General features: G+C 72.8%; 12 protein-coding genes and 1 pseudogene. 3 read left to right on the top strand and 10 right to left on the bottom strand.

All coding sequences use genetic code 11. From position 1 onward, the window contains the following. Positions 1-25 precede the first annotated feature (25 nt). The 4 genes and pseudogenes from ACGH52_RS11140 to ACGH52_RS11155 form a co-directional block, all read right to left on the bottom strand. Positions 26-1,086: pseudogene (locus ACGH52_RS11140) on the bottom strand (6-phosphofructokinase). A gap of 56 nt (positions 1,087-1,142) precedes the next feature. Next, on the bottom strand, positions 1,143-1,790 hold the full coding sequence (locus ACGH52_RS11145; RefSeq protein ID WP_052841441.1) for a response regulator transcription factor: 648 nt from the start codon (positions 1,788-1,790) through the stop codon (positions 1,143-1,145). Positions 1,791-1,887: 97 nt separating this feature from the next. Beyond that, positions 1,888-3,129 (bottom strand): MacS family sensor histidine kinase, encoded by a 1,242-nt coding sequence (gene macS, locus ACGH52_RS11150; protein WP_399938808.1) that lies wholly within the window; start codon positions 3,127-3,129, stop codon positions 1,888-1,890. A 28-nt stretch (positions 3,130-3,157) separates the two neighbouring features. Further along, positions 3,158-3,904: a 1-acyl-sn-glycerol-3-phosphate acyltransferase gene (locus ACGH52_RS11155; RefSeq protein WP_171987118.1), complete on the bottom strand. Its 747-nt coding sequence runs from the start codon at positions 3,902-3,904 to the stop codon at positions 3,158-3,160. 151 nt (positions 3,905-4,055) lie between these two features. Between ACGH52_RS11155 and ACGH52_RS11160 the strand changes: the two genes are divergently transcribed. Continuing rightward, positions 4,056-4,859, top strand: a complete 804-nt coding sequence (locus ACGH52_RS11160; protein ID WP_076973936.1) for a carboxylesterase — start codon at positions 4,056-4,058, stop codon at positions 4,857-4,859. Continuing rightward, a complete protein-coding gene (locus ACGH52_RS11165) occupies positions 4,852-5,481 on the top strand; it encodes a hypothetical protein (RefSeq protein ID WP_121703882.1) in 630 nt (209 codons plus the stop codon). The genes ACGH52_RS11160 and ACGH52_RS11165 overlap by 8 nt, the downstream gene beginning before the upstream one ends. 39 nt (positions 5,482-5,520) lie before the next feature. On the opposite strand, the gene ACGH52_RS11170 is transcribed toward ACGH52_RS11165, so the two are convergent. The 6 genes from ACGH52_RS11170 to ACGH52_RS11195 all read right to left on the bottom strand — a co-directional run bounded on the left by ACGH52_RS11170 (position 5,521) and on the right by ACGH52_RS11195 (position 10,594). After that, positions 5,521-6,270 carry an endonuclease/exonuclease/phosphatase family protein gene (locus ACGH52_RS11170; protein ID WP_121703886.1) on the bottom strand — a complete coding sequence of 250 codons (750 nt, stop codon included), beginning with the start codon at positions 6,268-6,270 and terminating at the stop codon, positions 5,521-5,523. Positions 6,271-6,409: 139 nt separating this feature from the next. Continuing rightward, positions 6,410-7,363: an ROK family glucokinase gene (locus ACGH52_RS11175; RefSeq protein WP_059299029.1), complete on the bottom strand. Its 954-nt coding sequence runs from the start codon at positions 7,361-7,363 to the stop codon at positions 6,410-6,412. 54 nt (positions 7,364-7,417) lie between these two features. Next, positions 7,418-7,954, bottom strand: a complete 537-nt coding sequence (locus ACGH52_RS11180; RefSeq protein WP_399938811.1) for a DUF5304 domain-containing protein — start codon at positions 7,952-7,954, stop codon at positions 7,418-7,420. A 73-nt stretch (positions 7,955-8,027) separates the two neighbouring features. Continuing rightward, positions 8,028-9,200 carry an ArsA family ATPase gene (locus tag ACGH52_RS11185; RefSeq protein ID WP_399938813.1) on the bottom strand — a complete coding sequence of 391 codons (1,173 nt, stop codon included), beginning with the start codon at positions 9,198-9,200 and terminating at the stop codon, positions 8,028-8,030. Between the two features lie 62 nt (positions 9,201-9,262). Continuing rightward, on the bottom strand, positions 9,263-9,700 hold the full coding sequence (locus ACGH52_RS11190; RefSeq protein WP_059299026.1) for an SRPBCC family protein: 438 nt from the start codon (positions 9,698-9,700) through the stop codon (positions 9,263-9,265). A gap of 138 nt (positions 9,701-9,838) precedes the next feature. Further along, complete coding sequence (locus tag ACGH52_RS11195) at positions 9,839-10,594, bottom strand: metallophosphoesterase (RefSeq protein ID WP_171987126.1); 756 nt, start codon at positions 10,592-10,594, stop codon at positions 9,839-9,841. Between the two features lie 352 nt (positions 10,595-10,946). On the opposite strand from ACGH52_RS11195, the gene ACGH52_RS11200 reads away from it, so the two are divergent. Beyond that, complete coding sequence (locus ACGH52_RS11200) at positions 10,947-12,743, top strand: long-chain fatty acid--CoA ligase (protein ID WP_076973941.1); 1,797 nt, start codon at positions 10,947-10,949, stop codon at positions 12,741-12,743. Positions 12,744-12,748: the final 5 nt, after the last annotated feature.

Below are 12,748 nucleotides of genomic sequence, written 5' to 3' on the forward strand. Positions count from 1 at the left end.
CGGTCAGCGGGCCGTTCGCCGGACGTCAGCCGAAGAACACGCCGACCTCCTCGTACAGCGCGGTGTCGACCGTCTTCAGGCGGGCCGTGGCCTCGGCGATCGGGACCCGGACGATGTCCGTGCCGCGCAGGGCGACCATCTTGCCGAAGTCCCCGTCGCGGACGCAGTCGATGGCGTGCGGGCCGGTGGGGGTCCCCCCACGCCGTTCAGGCAGTGGGGGAGGGTGGCGAGCCAGCGGTCGAAGGCGCTGGGTGTGCCGCCGCGCTGGACGTGCCCGAGGACGGTGGTGCGGGCCTCCTTGCCGGTGCGCTTCTCGATCTGCTTGGCCAGCCACTCGCCGACCCCGGACAGCCGGACGTGCCCGTAGGAGTCCAGGGACTCGTCCTTGAGGACCAGATCGCCGTCGCGCGGCATCGCCCCCTCGGCTACGACCACGATCGGGGCGTAGGACGCCCGGAACCGGGAGGTCACCCAGGAGCACACCTGCTCGACGTCGAAGCGCTGCTCGGGGATGAGGATGACGTTGGCGCCGCCGGCCAGGCCCGAGTGCAGCGCGATCCAGCCGGCGTGCCGGCCCATGACCTCGACGACCAGGACGCGCATGTGGGACTCGGCGGTGGTGTGCAGCCGGTCGATGGCCTCGGTGGCGATGCCGACGGCGGTGTCGAAGCCGAAGGTGTAGTCGGTGGCGGACAGGTCGTTGTCGATGGTCTTGGGCACGCCGACGCAGGGCACGCCGTACTCGTCCGCGAGGCGGGTGGCGACGCCGAGGGTGTCCTCGCCGCCGATGGTGATGAGCGCCTCGACGCCGAGTGCGGCGAGGTTGTCCTTGATGCGCCGGATGCCGCCCCGCTGCTGGAGCGGGTTGGTGCGCGAGGAGCCGAGGACGGTGCCGCCGCGGGGCAGGATGCCGCGGACGGCCGGGATGTCGAGCGGGACGGTGTCGCCCTCCAGGGGGCCGCGCCAGCCGTCCCGGAAGCCGGTGAACTCGTAGCCGTACTCCTGGACGCCTTTGCGGACGACGGCCCGGATGACGGCGTTGAGCCCGGGGCAGTCACCGCCGCCGGTCAGTACTCCGACCTTCATCGCGTGATCCCCTTGCCACAGTGGGTGGTTGAGGCCACTCCACTGTCCCGCGCGGGTCACGCGTCGTCCAGACCCCGTTCTATCGCGTACCGCACCAGCTCCACCCGGTTGTGCAGCTGGAGCTTGCCGAGGGTGTTCTGGACGTGGTTCTGCACGGTGCGGTGGGAGATGACGAGGCGTTCGGCGATCTGCTTGTAGCTCAGGCCCTTGGCGACCAGGCGCAGCACCTCGGTCTCCCGGTCGGTGAGCCGGGGCGCTCCGGGGTCGTCGGTGCCCGCGGCGGGGGCGGGTTCGGAGGCGAGGCGGCGGTACTCGCCGAGGACCAGTCCGGCGAGGCCCGGGGTGAACACCGGGTCACCTGCGGCCGTGCGGCGCACCGCGTCCCGCAGTTCCTCGGTGGAGGCCGACTTCAGCAGGTAGCCGGTCGCGCCGGACTTGACCGCCTCAAGGACGTCGGCGTGCTCGCCGCTCGCCGAGAGCACGAGCACGCGCAGCCGCGGGTCGGCGCCGACGACCTCCTTGCAGACCTGGACGCCGGGCTTGCCGGGCAGGTTGAGGTCGAGCACGAGGACGTCGGGGGCGGCGGCGCGGGCGCGGCGCACCGCCTGGTCGCCGTCGCTCGCGGTGGCGACCACGTCGAAGCCGGACTCGGCCAGGTCCCGGGCGACCGCGTCGCGCCACATCGGGTGGTCGTCGACCACCATGACCTTGATCGCGTCCTGGCGCTCGGAGTCCCGCCGCTCAGGGTCCTGCCGTTCAGGGGCCCGTCGTTCAAGGTCCGGTCGTTCAAGGTCCGGTCGTTCACTCATGGTCCGCTGCCTTCCCCCGTGCGGTGGTACCGACGGTCTTCTTCGGTGCCCTCAGTTCGACCTCCGTGCCCTGTCCGGGCACCGAGATCAGCTCGGCCGTGCCGCCGAGGTCGCGCAGCCTGCCGCGGATCGACAGGGCCACCCCGAGCCGTCCCTCGCCCTCGGCCTCGGCGAGCCGCCCGTCCGGGATGCCGGGCCCCTCGTCGCGGACGGTGACGATCACCTCGTCCGCTTCGTCCTCCACCAGGATCCACGCACGCGCCTGCGCACCGACGTGTCGGCGGACGTTGTCCAGCGCGGCGCCCACGGCGGCGGCCAGCTCCCGCGCGGCGGCCGGGGCCAGGAGGACCGGGGCGCCCGGTTCGGCGAGGTTCACCAGGGAACCGGCGTACGGCGCGAGCAGGGCGCGCAGATCGACGGGGCCGCCCGGGTCCGCCCCCTCCGGTTCCTCGACCACCCGGACGACCGCGCCCTCGGCGGCGTCCTCCGACACGCGGGAGACGGGCACCAGGCCGCCGGAGACCAGGGTGCGCAGGGCCACCTCCTGCTCACCGGCCAGTCGGCCCAGCTCGGCCGCCTCGCCGCCGATGACGGCGCCGCGGCGCTGCACCATCGCCAGCACCTGGAGGACGCTGTCGTGGATGTCCCGGGCGAGCCGCTCGCGTTCCCTGGTCGCCGCCTCGATCTCCAGGGCGCGCGCGAGGGTGCGCTCGGAGGCGCGGGCGACCTCGACGACGTAGCCGATGGCGATGGAGGCGACCCAGACGAGGATGACGTTGTGGACGGTGTCCCGGGCCGGGGTGCCGCGTTCGACCAGGTTGGCGACGGCGACGAGGGTGGAGGCCACGGCGGCCCAGCGCCAGCCGCCCTTGATGGCGAAGGCGAGCACGGAACCGGCGGTCCATATCGACGGCAGGGTCGGTCCGCCGTCCATGACGCGTTCGTGGGCGTCGGCGAGGGGCGTGAGCAGGATGCCGGCCAGCGCGACGGTGAGGTCGGCGGCGAGGAACCGCTTGGTGCAGCTCGCGGCGTTCGCGACCTTGGGGAGGGTGGCCAGGGTCCAGACGAGGAGGACCGCGTAGTAGGCGACGGCGAGCCAGGGGCGGGCGAAGCCGGAGTAGGCGGTGGTGAAGAAGCCGATCGCGTACAGCATGGTGAGCAAGCGGTAGCCGGCGAGCGCGCGCCACAGCGGCTGCTCGACCGACATCCTCATGACTCTCTCGCGCCTGGCCATGTCCCCCCTTCCCGGGCCTTTCCCGGGCCTACGTCCTGGCCCGGTCCTTCTCTGCCTTGGCCGCCTTCTCGGCCTTCTCCGCCTTGGCCGCCTTCTCGGCCTTGGCCGCCTCCGTGAGCTGCCGCTTCATGGCGGTCGCGTACATGTCGACGTACTCCTGGCCGGAGAGCTTCATGATCTCGTACATGACCTCGTCGGTCACCGCGCGGAGCACGAAGCGGTCGTGCTCCATGCCCTGGTAGCGGGAGAAGTCCAGCGGCTTGCCGATGCGGATGCCGGGCCGCATCAGCTTCGGCATCACCTGGCCGGGCGGCTGGATCTTCTCGGTGTCGATCATGGCGACCGGGATGACGGGCGCGCCGGTGGCGAGCGCCACGCGCGCGAGGCCGCCCGGCTTGCCGCGGTAGAGGCGGCCGTCCGGGGAGCGCGTGCCCTCGGGGTAGATGCCGAACAGCTCGCCGCGCTCCAGGACCTCTGTGCCGCTCTTGATGGCGGCCTCCCCCGCACCGCGCGCGCCGGAGCGGTCCACGGGGAGCTGGCCGACCCCCTTGAAGAAGGCGGCGGTCAGCCGGCCCTTGACCCCGGGGGTGTTGAAGTACTCGGCCTTGGCGATGAAGGTCACCTTGCGGTCGAGGACGGCGGGCAGGAAGAACGAGTCGGAGAACGACAGGTGGTTGCTCGCCAGAATGGCCGGGCCGTCGTCCGGGATGTACTCCAGGCCCTCCACCCAGGGCCGGAAGGCTAGCTTCAGCGACCCCCCGATGGTGACCTTCATCGCGCCGTACAACAACCCAGTGCCTCCCGTGTCCGTGGCTCAGACCTTAACCCGGGACACCGTCAATGGCCCCGACGGCCCTGGTCGGTGTCAGCGCGGTCGCGTACGGTGAAAGGCCCGCGAAGTATCCCTGACGACAGGAGACCGAGACGTGTCGGTCCTGCCCGGAGCCGAGCCGTACCGCCACGAGGGCGGTGAGGTCGGCGTCCTTCTCTGTCACGGTTTCACCGGTTCCCCGCAGTCGCTGCGGCCCTGGGCCGAGTACCTGGCGGCCCGCGGTCTGACCGTGGCGCTGCCGCTGCTGCCCGGGCACGGCACCCGCTGGCAGGACCTGCAGGTCACCGGCTGGCAGGACTGGTACGCGGAGGTGGACCGCGAGCTGCGCGTCCTGCGCGAGCGCTGTGCGCGGGTCTTCGTGGCCGGGCTGTCCATGGGCGGCGCGCTGGCGCTGCGGCTCGCCGCCAAGCACGGGGACGCGGTGTCGGGCGTCGTCGTGGTCAACCCGGCGAACCGGATGCACGGCGTCGCCCAGCACGCCCTTCCGGTCCTGCGCCACCTGGTGCCCGCGACGAAGGGCATCGCCAGCGACATCGCCAAGCCGCTCAGCACGGAGCTGGGGTACGACAGGGTGCCGCTGCACTCGGCGCACTCGCTGCGCGCCTTCTTCCGTCTCGCCGACGGCGACCTGCCGCAGGTGACCCAGCCGCTGCTGTTGCTGCGCAGTCCGCAGGACCACGTGGTGCCGCCGGCCGACTCGGCGCGGATCCTGGGCCGGGTGTCGTCGACGGACGTGACGGAGATCCTGTTGGAACAGAGCTACCACGTGGCGACGTTGGACCACGATGCGGACCGGATCTTCGCTGAGAGCGTCGCGTTCATCGGCCGGCTCGCGCCCGGTTCCGTCGGGGAACCGGAGTCCGGTCTCGGCAAGGAAGGGACGGCCGCAGGTGGCTGAGCACGACTCCGACCGCGAGGACCGCGAGGAGCGCGAGGAGCGGGACCTGGAGCGGGAGCACCGCGAGGGACGGGAGCCCGTGGCGGACGGCGGTCCCGAGGCGCGGGACAAGGGGTCCTTCGACGAGGACGCCGCCTGGGCCGCGATCGTCGCCGGGTACGGGGAGGAGCCCCCGGACCCGCCGGGCGCCAAGCCGTTCAAGTCGGTCGAGGACCTGGCGCTGCTCGAACCGGAGGTGAACGACGAGAAGCCCTCGGCGGACCGGCCCGCCTCGGACCGGCCGCTGGGCAGCTCCGTAGCCTTCGCGCCCGGCGTCGGGCCCCGCGACCACACGCCCGCCGAGCCGTCCGACGACGACTTCGACGCGGAGGACGAGGGCCACTTCGTACCGCCCGAGCCGCCCCCGCTGCCCGACGCCGACCCCACAGCGAAGTTCGCCTGGCTGGGCGTGCTCGGCGGCCCGGTGCTGCTCCTGCTGGCGGTGGTGCTCGGCTGGGACATGACCTGGTGGCTGACGACGCTGAGCATCGGCGGCTTCCTCGGCGGCTTCGCCACCCTGGTCGTGCGGATGCGGACGGGCGACGAGGACGACGACGATCCGGGGCGGGGCGCGGTGGTGTAGCCGGACGCCCGACCGGGCTTCGGACCCCGGGCCTCGGGGTCAGGCGGTCGCGGGTACGCGGAGGGCGGTCAGGACCGGGAGATGGTCCGTGGCCGCCCTCAGGTCGTCCTCGGCCACCTCGGGCATCCCGGACGGCACCCCGCAGCCCAGCACCTCGACGCCCTCGGTGACGAAGACGGCGTCGATACGGCGGTCCGGGGCGGCGGCCGGGAAGGTGTACTCGCCGCCCCAGGGCGCCGCGGTCCAGCAGTCGCGCAGCCCGTCCCCGAGCCGCCGGAAGGTGCGGCCGCCGGGGCGCTCGTTCAGGTCCCCGCCCGCCACGGCGTGGGTCACCCCGAGGGCGGCCAGCCGGTCGAGGAGCAGTCCGGCCTGCTCGTGGCGCTCGTCCGCGTCCAGGGACAGGTGGGTGCTGAGCACGCCGAGACGGGCCCCGCCGATCCGGACCACGGCGGTGGCCAGGCCCCGGCGGTGCCGGCCGGGGGTGAGCGGGAGCAGCACGTCCTCGGTGCGCTCCACGGTGGCCCGCAGGGAGCAGAGCAGCGCGGGGCCTGCGGCGGTGCCGCCGCCGGAGAGCAGCACCAGGTCCGCGGCGCGGGCCAGGCGGGTGAGCTTCTTGCGCCAGCGGAAGAAGCGGGGGGCCTCCTGGAGGAGGACGAGGTCGGGTGCGCAGGCCTTGATGACGCGGGCGAGGGCGTCGGTGTCGTCGCGCAGCGAGCGGATGTTGTAGCTCAGGACGCGGATGACTGCGGAACCGTCGGGTTCTGTCCGGGAGTTGGGGAGCTGCTCCATGTTGATCAATGTACGCCTACGAGCTCGGGGCGCGGGGTTCGTGGGCGACTGCCGGTCCGTCGTGGCTTGTCGCGCCCACGGGGCGGAGCCCCACATGGACTCCGCCCCGCGCCCCTTGGGCGCTCGCAGTGACCGGCGTTTACATGATCGGGTCGGGCTCCCGGGCCAGGTCGGCCGCGCCGACCAGGCCCGCCTTGTTGCCGAGCTGGGCGGCGACCACGTCGGCGACCGGGCGCCAGTTGCCGCCGACCAGCCAGCGCTTGTAGGACTTGCGGATCGGGTCGAGGACCAGGTCGCCCTCGTCCGAGAGGCCGCCGCCGACGATGAAGGCGGACGGGTCGAAGAGCGAGGCCAGGTCGGCGAGACCGGCACCGGCCCAGCGGGCCAGCTCCCGGTAGGAGTCGACGGCGACGGGGCAGCCCTGGCGGGCGGCGACCGAGATGTGCTTGCCCTCGATGCCGTCGGGGGTGCCGTCGCCGAGCGCGAGCAGCACCTCGGCGCGCTCGGGGGTGGCGTTGGCGCGCTGCTTGGCGTACCGCACCAGTGCCCGGCCCGACGCGTACTGCTCCCAGCAGCCCTGTGAACCGCAGCCGCACAGCAGGCCGTCCGGCACCATGCGGATGTGGCCGAACTCGGCGGCCACGCCGAAGTGACCGCGGCGCAGCTTGTTGCCGATGATGATGCCGCCGCCGAGGCCGGTGCCCAGGGTGATGCAGATGACGTTGCGGTGGCCCTTGCCGCCGCCGAACTTGTACTCGCCCCAGGCCGCGGCGTTGGCGTCGTTCTCCACGACGACCGGGAGGCCGACGCGGGCCTCGACCTTCTCCTTGAGCGGCTCCTGGCGCCAGTCGATGTTGGGCGCGAAGTAGACCGTGGAGCGCTGGCGGTTGACGTATCCGGCGGCACCGATGCCGACGCCGACGATCTCGTGTCCCACGCGCGCGCCCTCCACCGCGGAGGCGATGGCGTCCACGATGGCCTCGGGTGTGGAGGGGGTCGGCACCTTGTGGGTCGAGAGGATGTTGCCTTCCTCGTCGACCACGCCGGCCGCGATCTTCGTGCCGCCGATGTCGACGCCGATGGTGAGTCCCATGAATCCCTCAGTTCGGTCGAGCCCCGCTAAGGGCAACCGTACCCGAGGCAGGGCTCAGTCCAGGTCGATGCGCTGTCCCGGGCCGGTGCCCTCGTCGCCCTCGTCACGGCCGTCGTCGCCCTGTTCGCCCAGGTCACGGGGGTCGCGTGGGTCCTTGGTCGCGGGGTCGCCGGTGGTCCAGCGGCGTTCCTGGTTCTGGACGGCGGAGCGGTAGGCGGCGAGGAGTTCACCACCGGCGGCGGCGAGGTGGTCGAACACGTCCGGGTTGCGTTCGATGACCGGTTCGACGGCGGCCTTCGCCTGCTGCACGACCTGCCGGACCACCTGCTGGGCGGCGGGTCCGGCGACCTGGCCGAGCAGCGGGGACTGGAGACCGGACAGCTTGTCCGCGACGGTGTCGACGAGCCGGCGCAGCTCCTCGGCGGCGGAGCCGGGCTGCGGCCCGTACTCGGCACGGCGGCGGGCCTTCTCGGCCTCCAGGTCCTCGGCACACGCCGTGGCCCAGGCGTCGGCGTCGGTCGCTCGGGTCTCGTCGACCGCGTCGGCCTCGTCGGGGCGGGGGGCCTCGGACGGGGGGAGCTCTTCGCTCATGACGGACTCCTGACTACGGTTCGTCCTTACGACGTTACCCGAACGGGCCGGTGCTCAGGCGGGTCCCGTCGGGTCAGCGTCCCCGCGGCCACAGTTCCGGGTCCGGCGCGAACCGGACGGCGAGCGTGCCGTCCCGCAGCGCGGCCCCGTCGACGGTGCAGCGGCGCAGCGCGGAGGGCAGCGGGACGGTGCGGCGGAAGGGCCCGGCGGCGACGGCGAGTTCGTCACCGCGGCGCATCAGGTCGAGTTCCTCGCGTACGGCTCCGGGCAGCGGGATGTGCCAGACCAGCACGCCGTCCTCGGCCAGCCGGTCGGTGACGGGCCACTCGACCGGGGAGGCGTCCGGGTTGACGCCCGGCACGTCGAGGGCCGCGAGGTCGTCCGTGCCGCGCGGGTCGCGGCCGAGGTGGGCGACGGCGCGGACGTCGTACGACCCCCGCCAGTCGTCCAGGGTCTTGCGCTGCTGGGCGAGGGGGCCGCTGAGCCAGCTGTCCGCCGGGGTGTCCTCGGGCAGGACGCGGCTGGCGATCAGGAGGTCGGTGCGCAGGCCGCGCAGGGCGAGGCCGAGGGCGGTGGTGCGGACGGCGTCGGCTCCGGCCGGTCCGGGTTCGGCGACCAGCCGTACGACGGTGTTGCGGTCGGCCAGTACGGCCTCGGTGGCGGCGAGTTCCAAGTCCCAGCGGGCGGCGGCCTCGTACAGCGCCCCGGCCGGCATGGGGACGCCCGCGAGCCGGCCGAGGACGGGGCGCAGGGCGCGGGCGGCCTGCCGCTCGGGCGGGAGCAGGCGGCGCAGACAGCGGCGCAGTTCCTCCGGCGCGGCGAGCAGGGCGAGCGCGCGGGGCCCGGGCGGGAGGTCGACGACGAGGAGGTCGTGGGCCTCGGCGAGGGCGGCCTCGCGCAGGGCGCGCAGCAGGGCGAGGTCCTCGGCGCCGGGCAGCGGGGTGAGGTCCTCGGGGTCGAGGCGGGAGGCGCCGAGGAGGTCGAGCGCGGCGGCGGCGCGGTCTTGGAGGGCGGCCAGGCCGTCGCGGAAGCCCTGGGCGGCGTCGGGGCGCCAGACGGTGAGGCCGGGTTCGACGGTGGTCGGCGCCGGGCCGGTGCGCAGGCCGAGCGCGGCGCCGAGGGTGTCGTCGCGGTCGGTGCCGAGGAGGAGGGTGCGGGTGCCCTGCCGGGCGGCGGCGAGCGCGGTGGCGGCGGCGACGGTGGTACGGCCGGAGCCGCCGGGGCCCGTGATCAGGAGGGTGCGCATGGGGGTGAACGCTACCGGTGCGTCGGGGGCGCCGGGTGGGGCCGCGGACCGGCGCGGGCCGGTTACTTGCCCGACTCCACCCGCTTCTTCAGGCCCGCCAGCGCGCGGTCGGTGATGACCTTCTCCGCCTTGCGCTTGATCATGCCGAGCATCGGGATCTTGACGTCCACCGTGAGCCGGTAGGTGACCTCGGTGCCCGTGCCCGCCGGGCGGAGGAGGTAGGTGCCGTCGAGGGAGCGCAGCATCTGGGACTTGACCAGCGTCCAGGAGACCTCGTGCGCGCCGGTCCAGGTGTAGGCCAGCGTCTGGTCGTCCTTGATCGCCCCGGCGTCCATGACGAGCCGGACCTGCTCGGCGCGCCCCTCGGCGTCGGTCGCGAGGACCTGGGCCTCCTTCACCTCGCCGGTCCAGTCCGGGTAGCGGGCGAAGTCGGCGATCACCGCCATGACGTCGGCCGGTGCCGCCTCGATGGTGATGCTCGAGCTGGTGTGTTCCGCCATCGCCGTGGCTCCTTGGGATGCGCGCCGCTACTGGGGGTCGCCGTGCGCCCGTCGCGCGCACGTGTGTACCGCGTGCAGGCTATCGCGCACGGGCAGGACGCAGGCCACCACCCACCTGCGCGGCCGGGCCGCGCCCGGTCACCACTCCAGCGCCCAGGGCCGTCCCGTCGACGCGAAGTGGCCGACGTTCACGCATTCGGTCGCGCCGACGCGCATCCGCCGGGCCAGCGGCTGGTGGACGTGCCCGAACAGGGCGTAGCGGGGGCGGGTGCGGCGGATCGCGTCCAGCAGCGCGCGGCTGCCCCGCTCGAAGCGCCGGGCCACCGTGTCGTAGACCAGTTCCGGCACCTGGGGCGGGATGTGGGTGCACAGCACGTCCACCTCGCCGACCGCCTCGATCTTCGCGGCGTACTCCTCGTCGCTGATCTCGTACGGCGTGCGCATCGGGGTGCGCAGCCCGCCGCCGACGAAGCCGAAGACGCGGCCGCCGATCTCCACCCGCTCCCCGTCGAGCACGGTGGTGCCGGGGCGGGCGTACTCGGGCCACAGCGGGGGCACGTCGACGTTGCCGTAGGTGGCGTACGTCGGGGTGGGGAACGCGGCGAACAGTTCGGCGTACTGCTTGCGCACCGCCTGTTCCGTCAGCTCACGCGGGTCACCGCCCAGCTCCGCCCACAGCCGCCTGCCGAAGTCCCGGGCCTCGTCGTAGCGGCGGGCGGTGCGCAGCTCGACGATGCGGTCGGCGTTCGCGACGCCGAACAGGTCGGGGAAGATGCCGCGCGAATGGTCGGCGTAGTCGAGGAAGAGGACCAGGTCCCCGAGGCAGATCAGGGCGTCGGCGCCCTCGCCGGCCCTGGCCAGGTCGCGGGCGTTGCCATGGACGTCGCTGACCACGTGGACGCGCGTGCTCGTGTTACGGGGCGGTGTGGGTGCCATGGCGATCAAGCGTAAGCAGCGCGCGCGTGATGTGAACAGTGGCGGTCGGACCTGCGGTTACTGGCTGGTCCGTTGATCCGTCGACTACTGTGCGCAAAGCAAACCCCATCCGTGTGACGCAGCGAACATCTCCCGGGGACCCCCTGTCGGAGAACGCATACCGGCGGGTAACGTCCGGGCAGTCCAGTCGTGCTCTGGATTTCAACATGTGAATCCCGCATGAGTCCTCCGGAGCCACAGCCCGAGCCTTGGACCGCACCGTCGCATCACACAACGTCGTGGCGCCGGCGCCCTATGAGGAGCAGCAGTCTTGCGCGAGTTCAGCCTTCCGGCCTTGTACGAGGTCCCCGCGGACGGAAACCTGACCGACATCGTCCGCAGAAACGCCGCGCAGCATCCGGACGTCGCCGTCATCGCCCGCAAGGTGTCGGGCGCCTGGCAGGACGTGACCGCGCGCGCCTTCCTCGCCGAGGTGCACTCCGCCGCCAAGGGCCTCATCGCCTCCGGTGTCCAGCCGGGCGACCGGGTCGGCCTGATGTCCCGCACGCGCTACGAGTGGACCCTGCTGGACTTCGCGATCTGGAGCGCGGGCGCGATCACCGTGCCGGTGTACGAGACCAGCTCGCCTGAGCAGGTGCAGTGGATCCTCAGCGACTCGGGTGCCACGGCGTGTGTCGTGGAGTCGGCCGGGCACGCGGCGGCCGTCGAGTCGGTGCGCGATCAGCTGCCCGCCCTCAAGAACGTCTGGCAGATCGACGCGGGCGCCGTCGAGGAGCTGGGGCGCCTGGGCCAGGACGTCACGGACCGGACCGTCGAGGAGCGCGGCTCGATCGCGAAGGCCGACGACCCCGCGACCATCGTGTACACCTCCGGCACCACGGGCCGCCCCAAGGGCTGCGTCCTGACCCACCGCAGCTTCTTCGCGGAGTGCGGGAACGTCGTCGAGCGGCTGCGCCCGCTCTTCCGCACTGGTGAGTGCTCGGTCCTCCTCTTCCTGCCGCTCGCCCACGTCTTCGGACGGCTGGTCCAGGTCGCGCCGATGATCGCGCCGATCAAGCTGGGCAACGTCCCCGACATCAAGAACCTCACCGACGAACTGGCCGCCTTCCGGCCCACGCTGATCCTCGGTGTGCCGCGCGTCTTCGAGAAGGTGTACAACTCGGCGCGCGCCAAGGCGCAGGCCGACGGCAAGGGCAAGATCTTCGACAAGGCCGCGGACACGGCGATCGCGTACAGCAAGGCCCTGGACACGCCGTCCGGCCCGTCCGTCGGCCTGAGGCTCAAGCACAAGGTCTTCGACAAGCTCGTCTACAGCAAGCTCCGTACGGTCCTCGGCGGGCGCGGCGAGTACGCCATCTCCGGCGGCGCCCCGCTCGGCGAGCGGCTCGGTCACTTCTTCCGCGGCATCGGCTTCACGGTCCTGGAGGGCTACGGCCTGACCGAGTCCTGCGCGGCCACCGCCTTCAACCCGTGGGACCGGCAGAAGATCGGCACGGTCGGCCAGCCGCTGCCCGGCTCGGTGGTGCGCATCGCGGACGACGGCGAGGTGCTGCTGCACGGCGAGCACCTGTTCAAGGAGTACTGGAACAACCCGGGCGCGACCGCGGAGGCGCTGGCCGACGGCTGGTTCCACACCGGCGACATCGGCACCCTCGACGAGGACGGCTATCTGCGGATCACCGGCCGCAAGAAGGAGATCATCGTCACGGCCGGCGGCAAGAACGTCGCCCCGGCCGTCATAGAGGACCGTATCCGCGCGCACGCGCTGGTCGCGGAGTGCATGGTGGTCGGCGACGGGCGGCCCTTCGTGGGCGCGCTGGTCACCCTGGACGAGGAGTTCCTGGGCCGCTGGTGCGCGGAGCACGGGAAGCCGGCCGGGTCGAGCGCGGTGTCGCTGCGGGAGGACCCGGAGCTGCTCGCGGCGATCCAGGACGCGATCGACGACGGGAACGCGGCGGTGTCCAAGGCGGAGTCGGTGCGGAGGTTCCGGGTGCTGGGGGCGCAGTTCACCGAGGACTCGGGGCATTTGACTCCGTCGTTGAAGCTGAAGCGGAATGTTGTCGCCAAGGACTACGCGGACGAGATCGAGGCGATTTACGCCAAGTAGTGGGG

The organism is Streptomyces sp. BBFR25 (assembly GCF_044590125.1).
Lineage (GTDB): Bacteria > Actinomycetota > Actinomycetes > Streptomycetales > Streptomycetaceae > Streptomyces > Streptomyces canus_D.

Coding starts and splice junctions, on each gene's coding strand:
- ACGH52_RS11190 (WP_059299026.1), bottom strand. CDS start 9,700: ATGGCGGAACACACCAGCTCGAGCATCACCATCGAGGCGGCACCGGCC.
- ACGH52_RS11175 (WP_059299029.1), bottom strand. CDS start 7,363: ATGGGACTCACCATCGGCGTCGACATCGGCGGCACGAAGATCGCGGCC.
- ACGH52_RS11185 (WP_399938813.1), bottom strand. CDS start 9,200: ATGCGCACCCTCCTGATCACGGGCCCCGGCGGCTCCGGCCGTACCACC.
- ACGH52_RS11180 (WP_399938811.1), bottom strand. CDS start 7,954: ATGAGCGAAGAGCTCCCCCCGTCCGAGGCCCCCCGCCCCGACGAGGCC.
- ACGH52_RS11155 (WP_171987118.1), bottom strand. CDS start 3,904: ATGAAGGTCACCATCGGGGGGTCGCTGAAGCTAGCCTTCCGGCCCTGG.
- macS (WP_399938808.1), bottom strand. CDS start 3,129: ATGGCCAGGCGCGAGAGAGTCATGAGGATGTCGGTCGAGCAGCCGCTG.
- ACGH52_RS11170 (WP_121703886.1), bottom strand. CDS start 6,270: ATGGAGCAGCTCCCCAACTCCCGGACAGAACCCGACGGTTCCGCAGTC.
- ACGH52_RS11145 (WP_052841441.1), bottom strand. CDS start 1,790: ATGGTGGTCGACGACCACCCGATGTGGCGCGACGCGGTCGCCCGGGAC.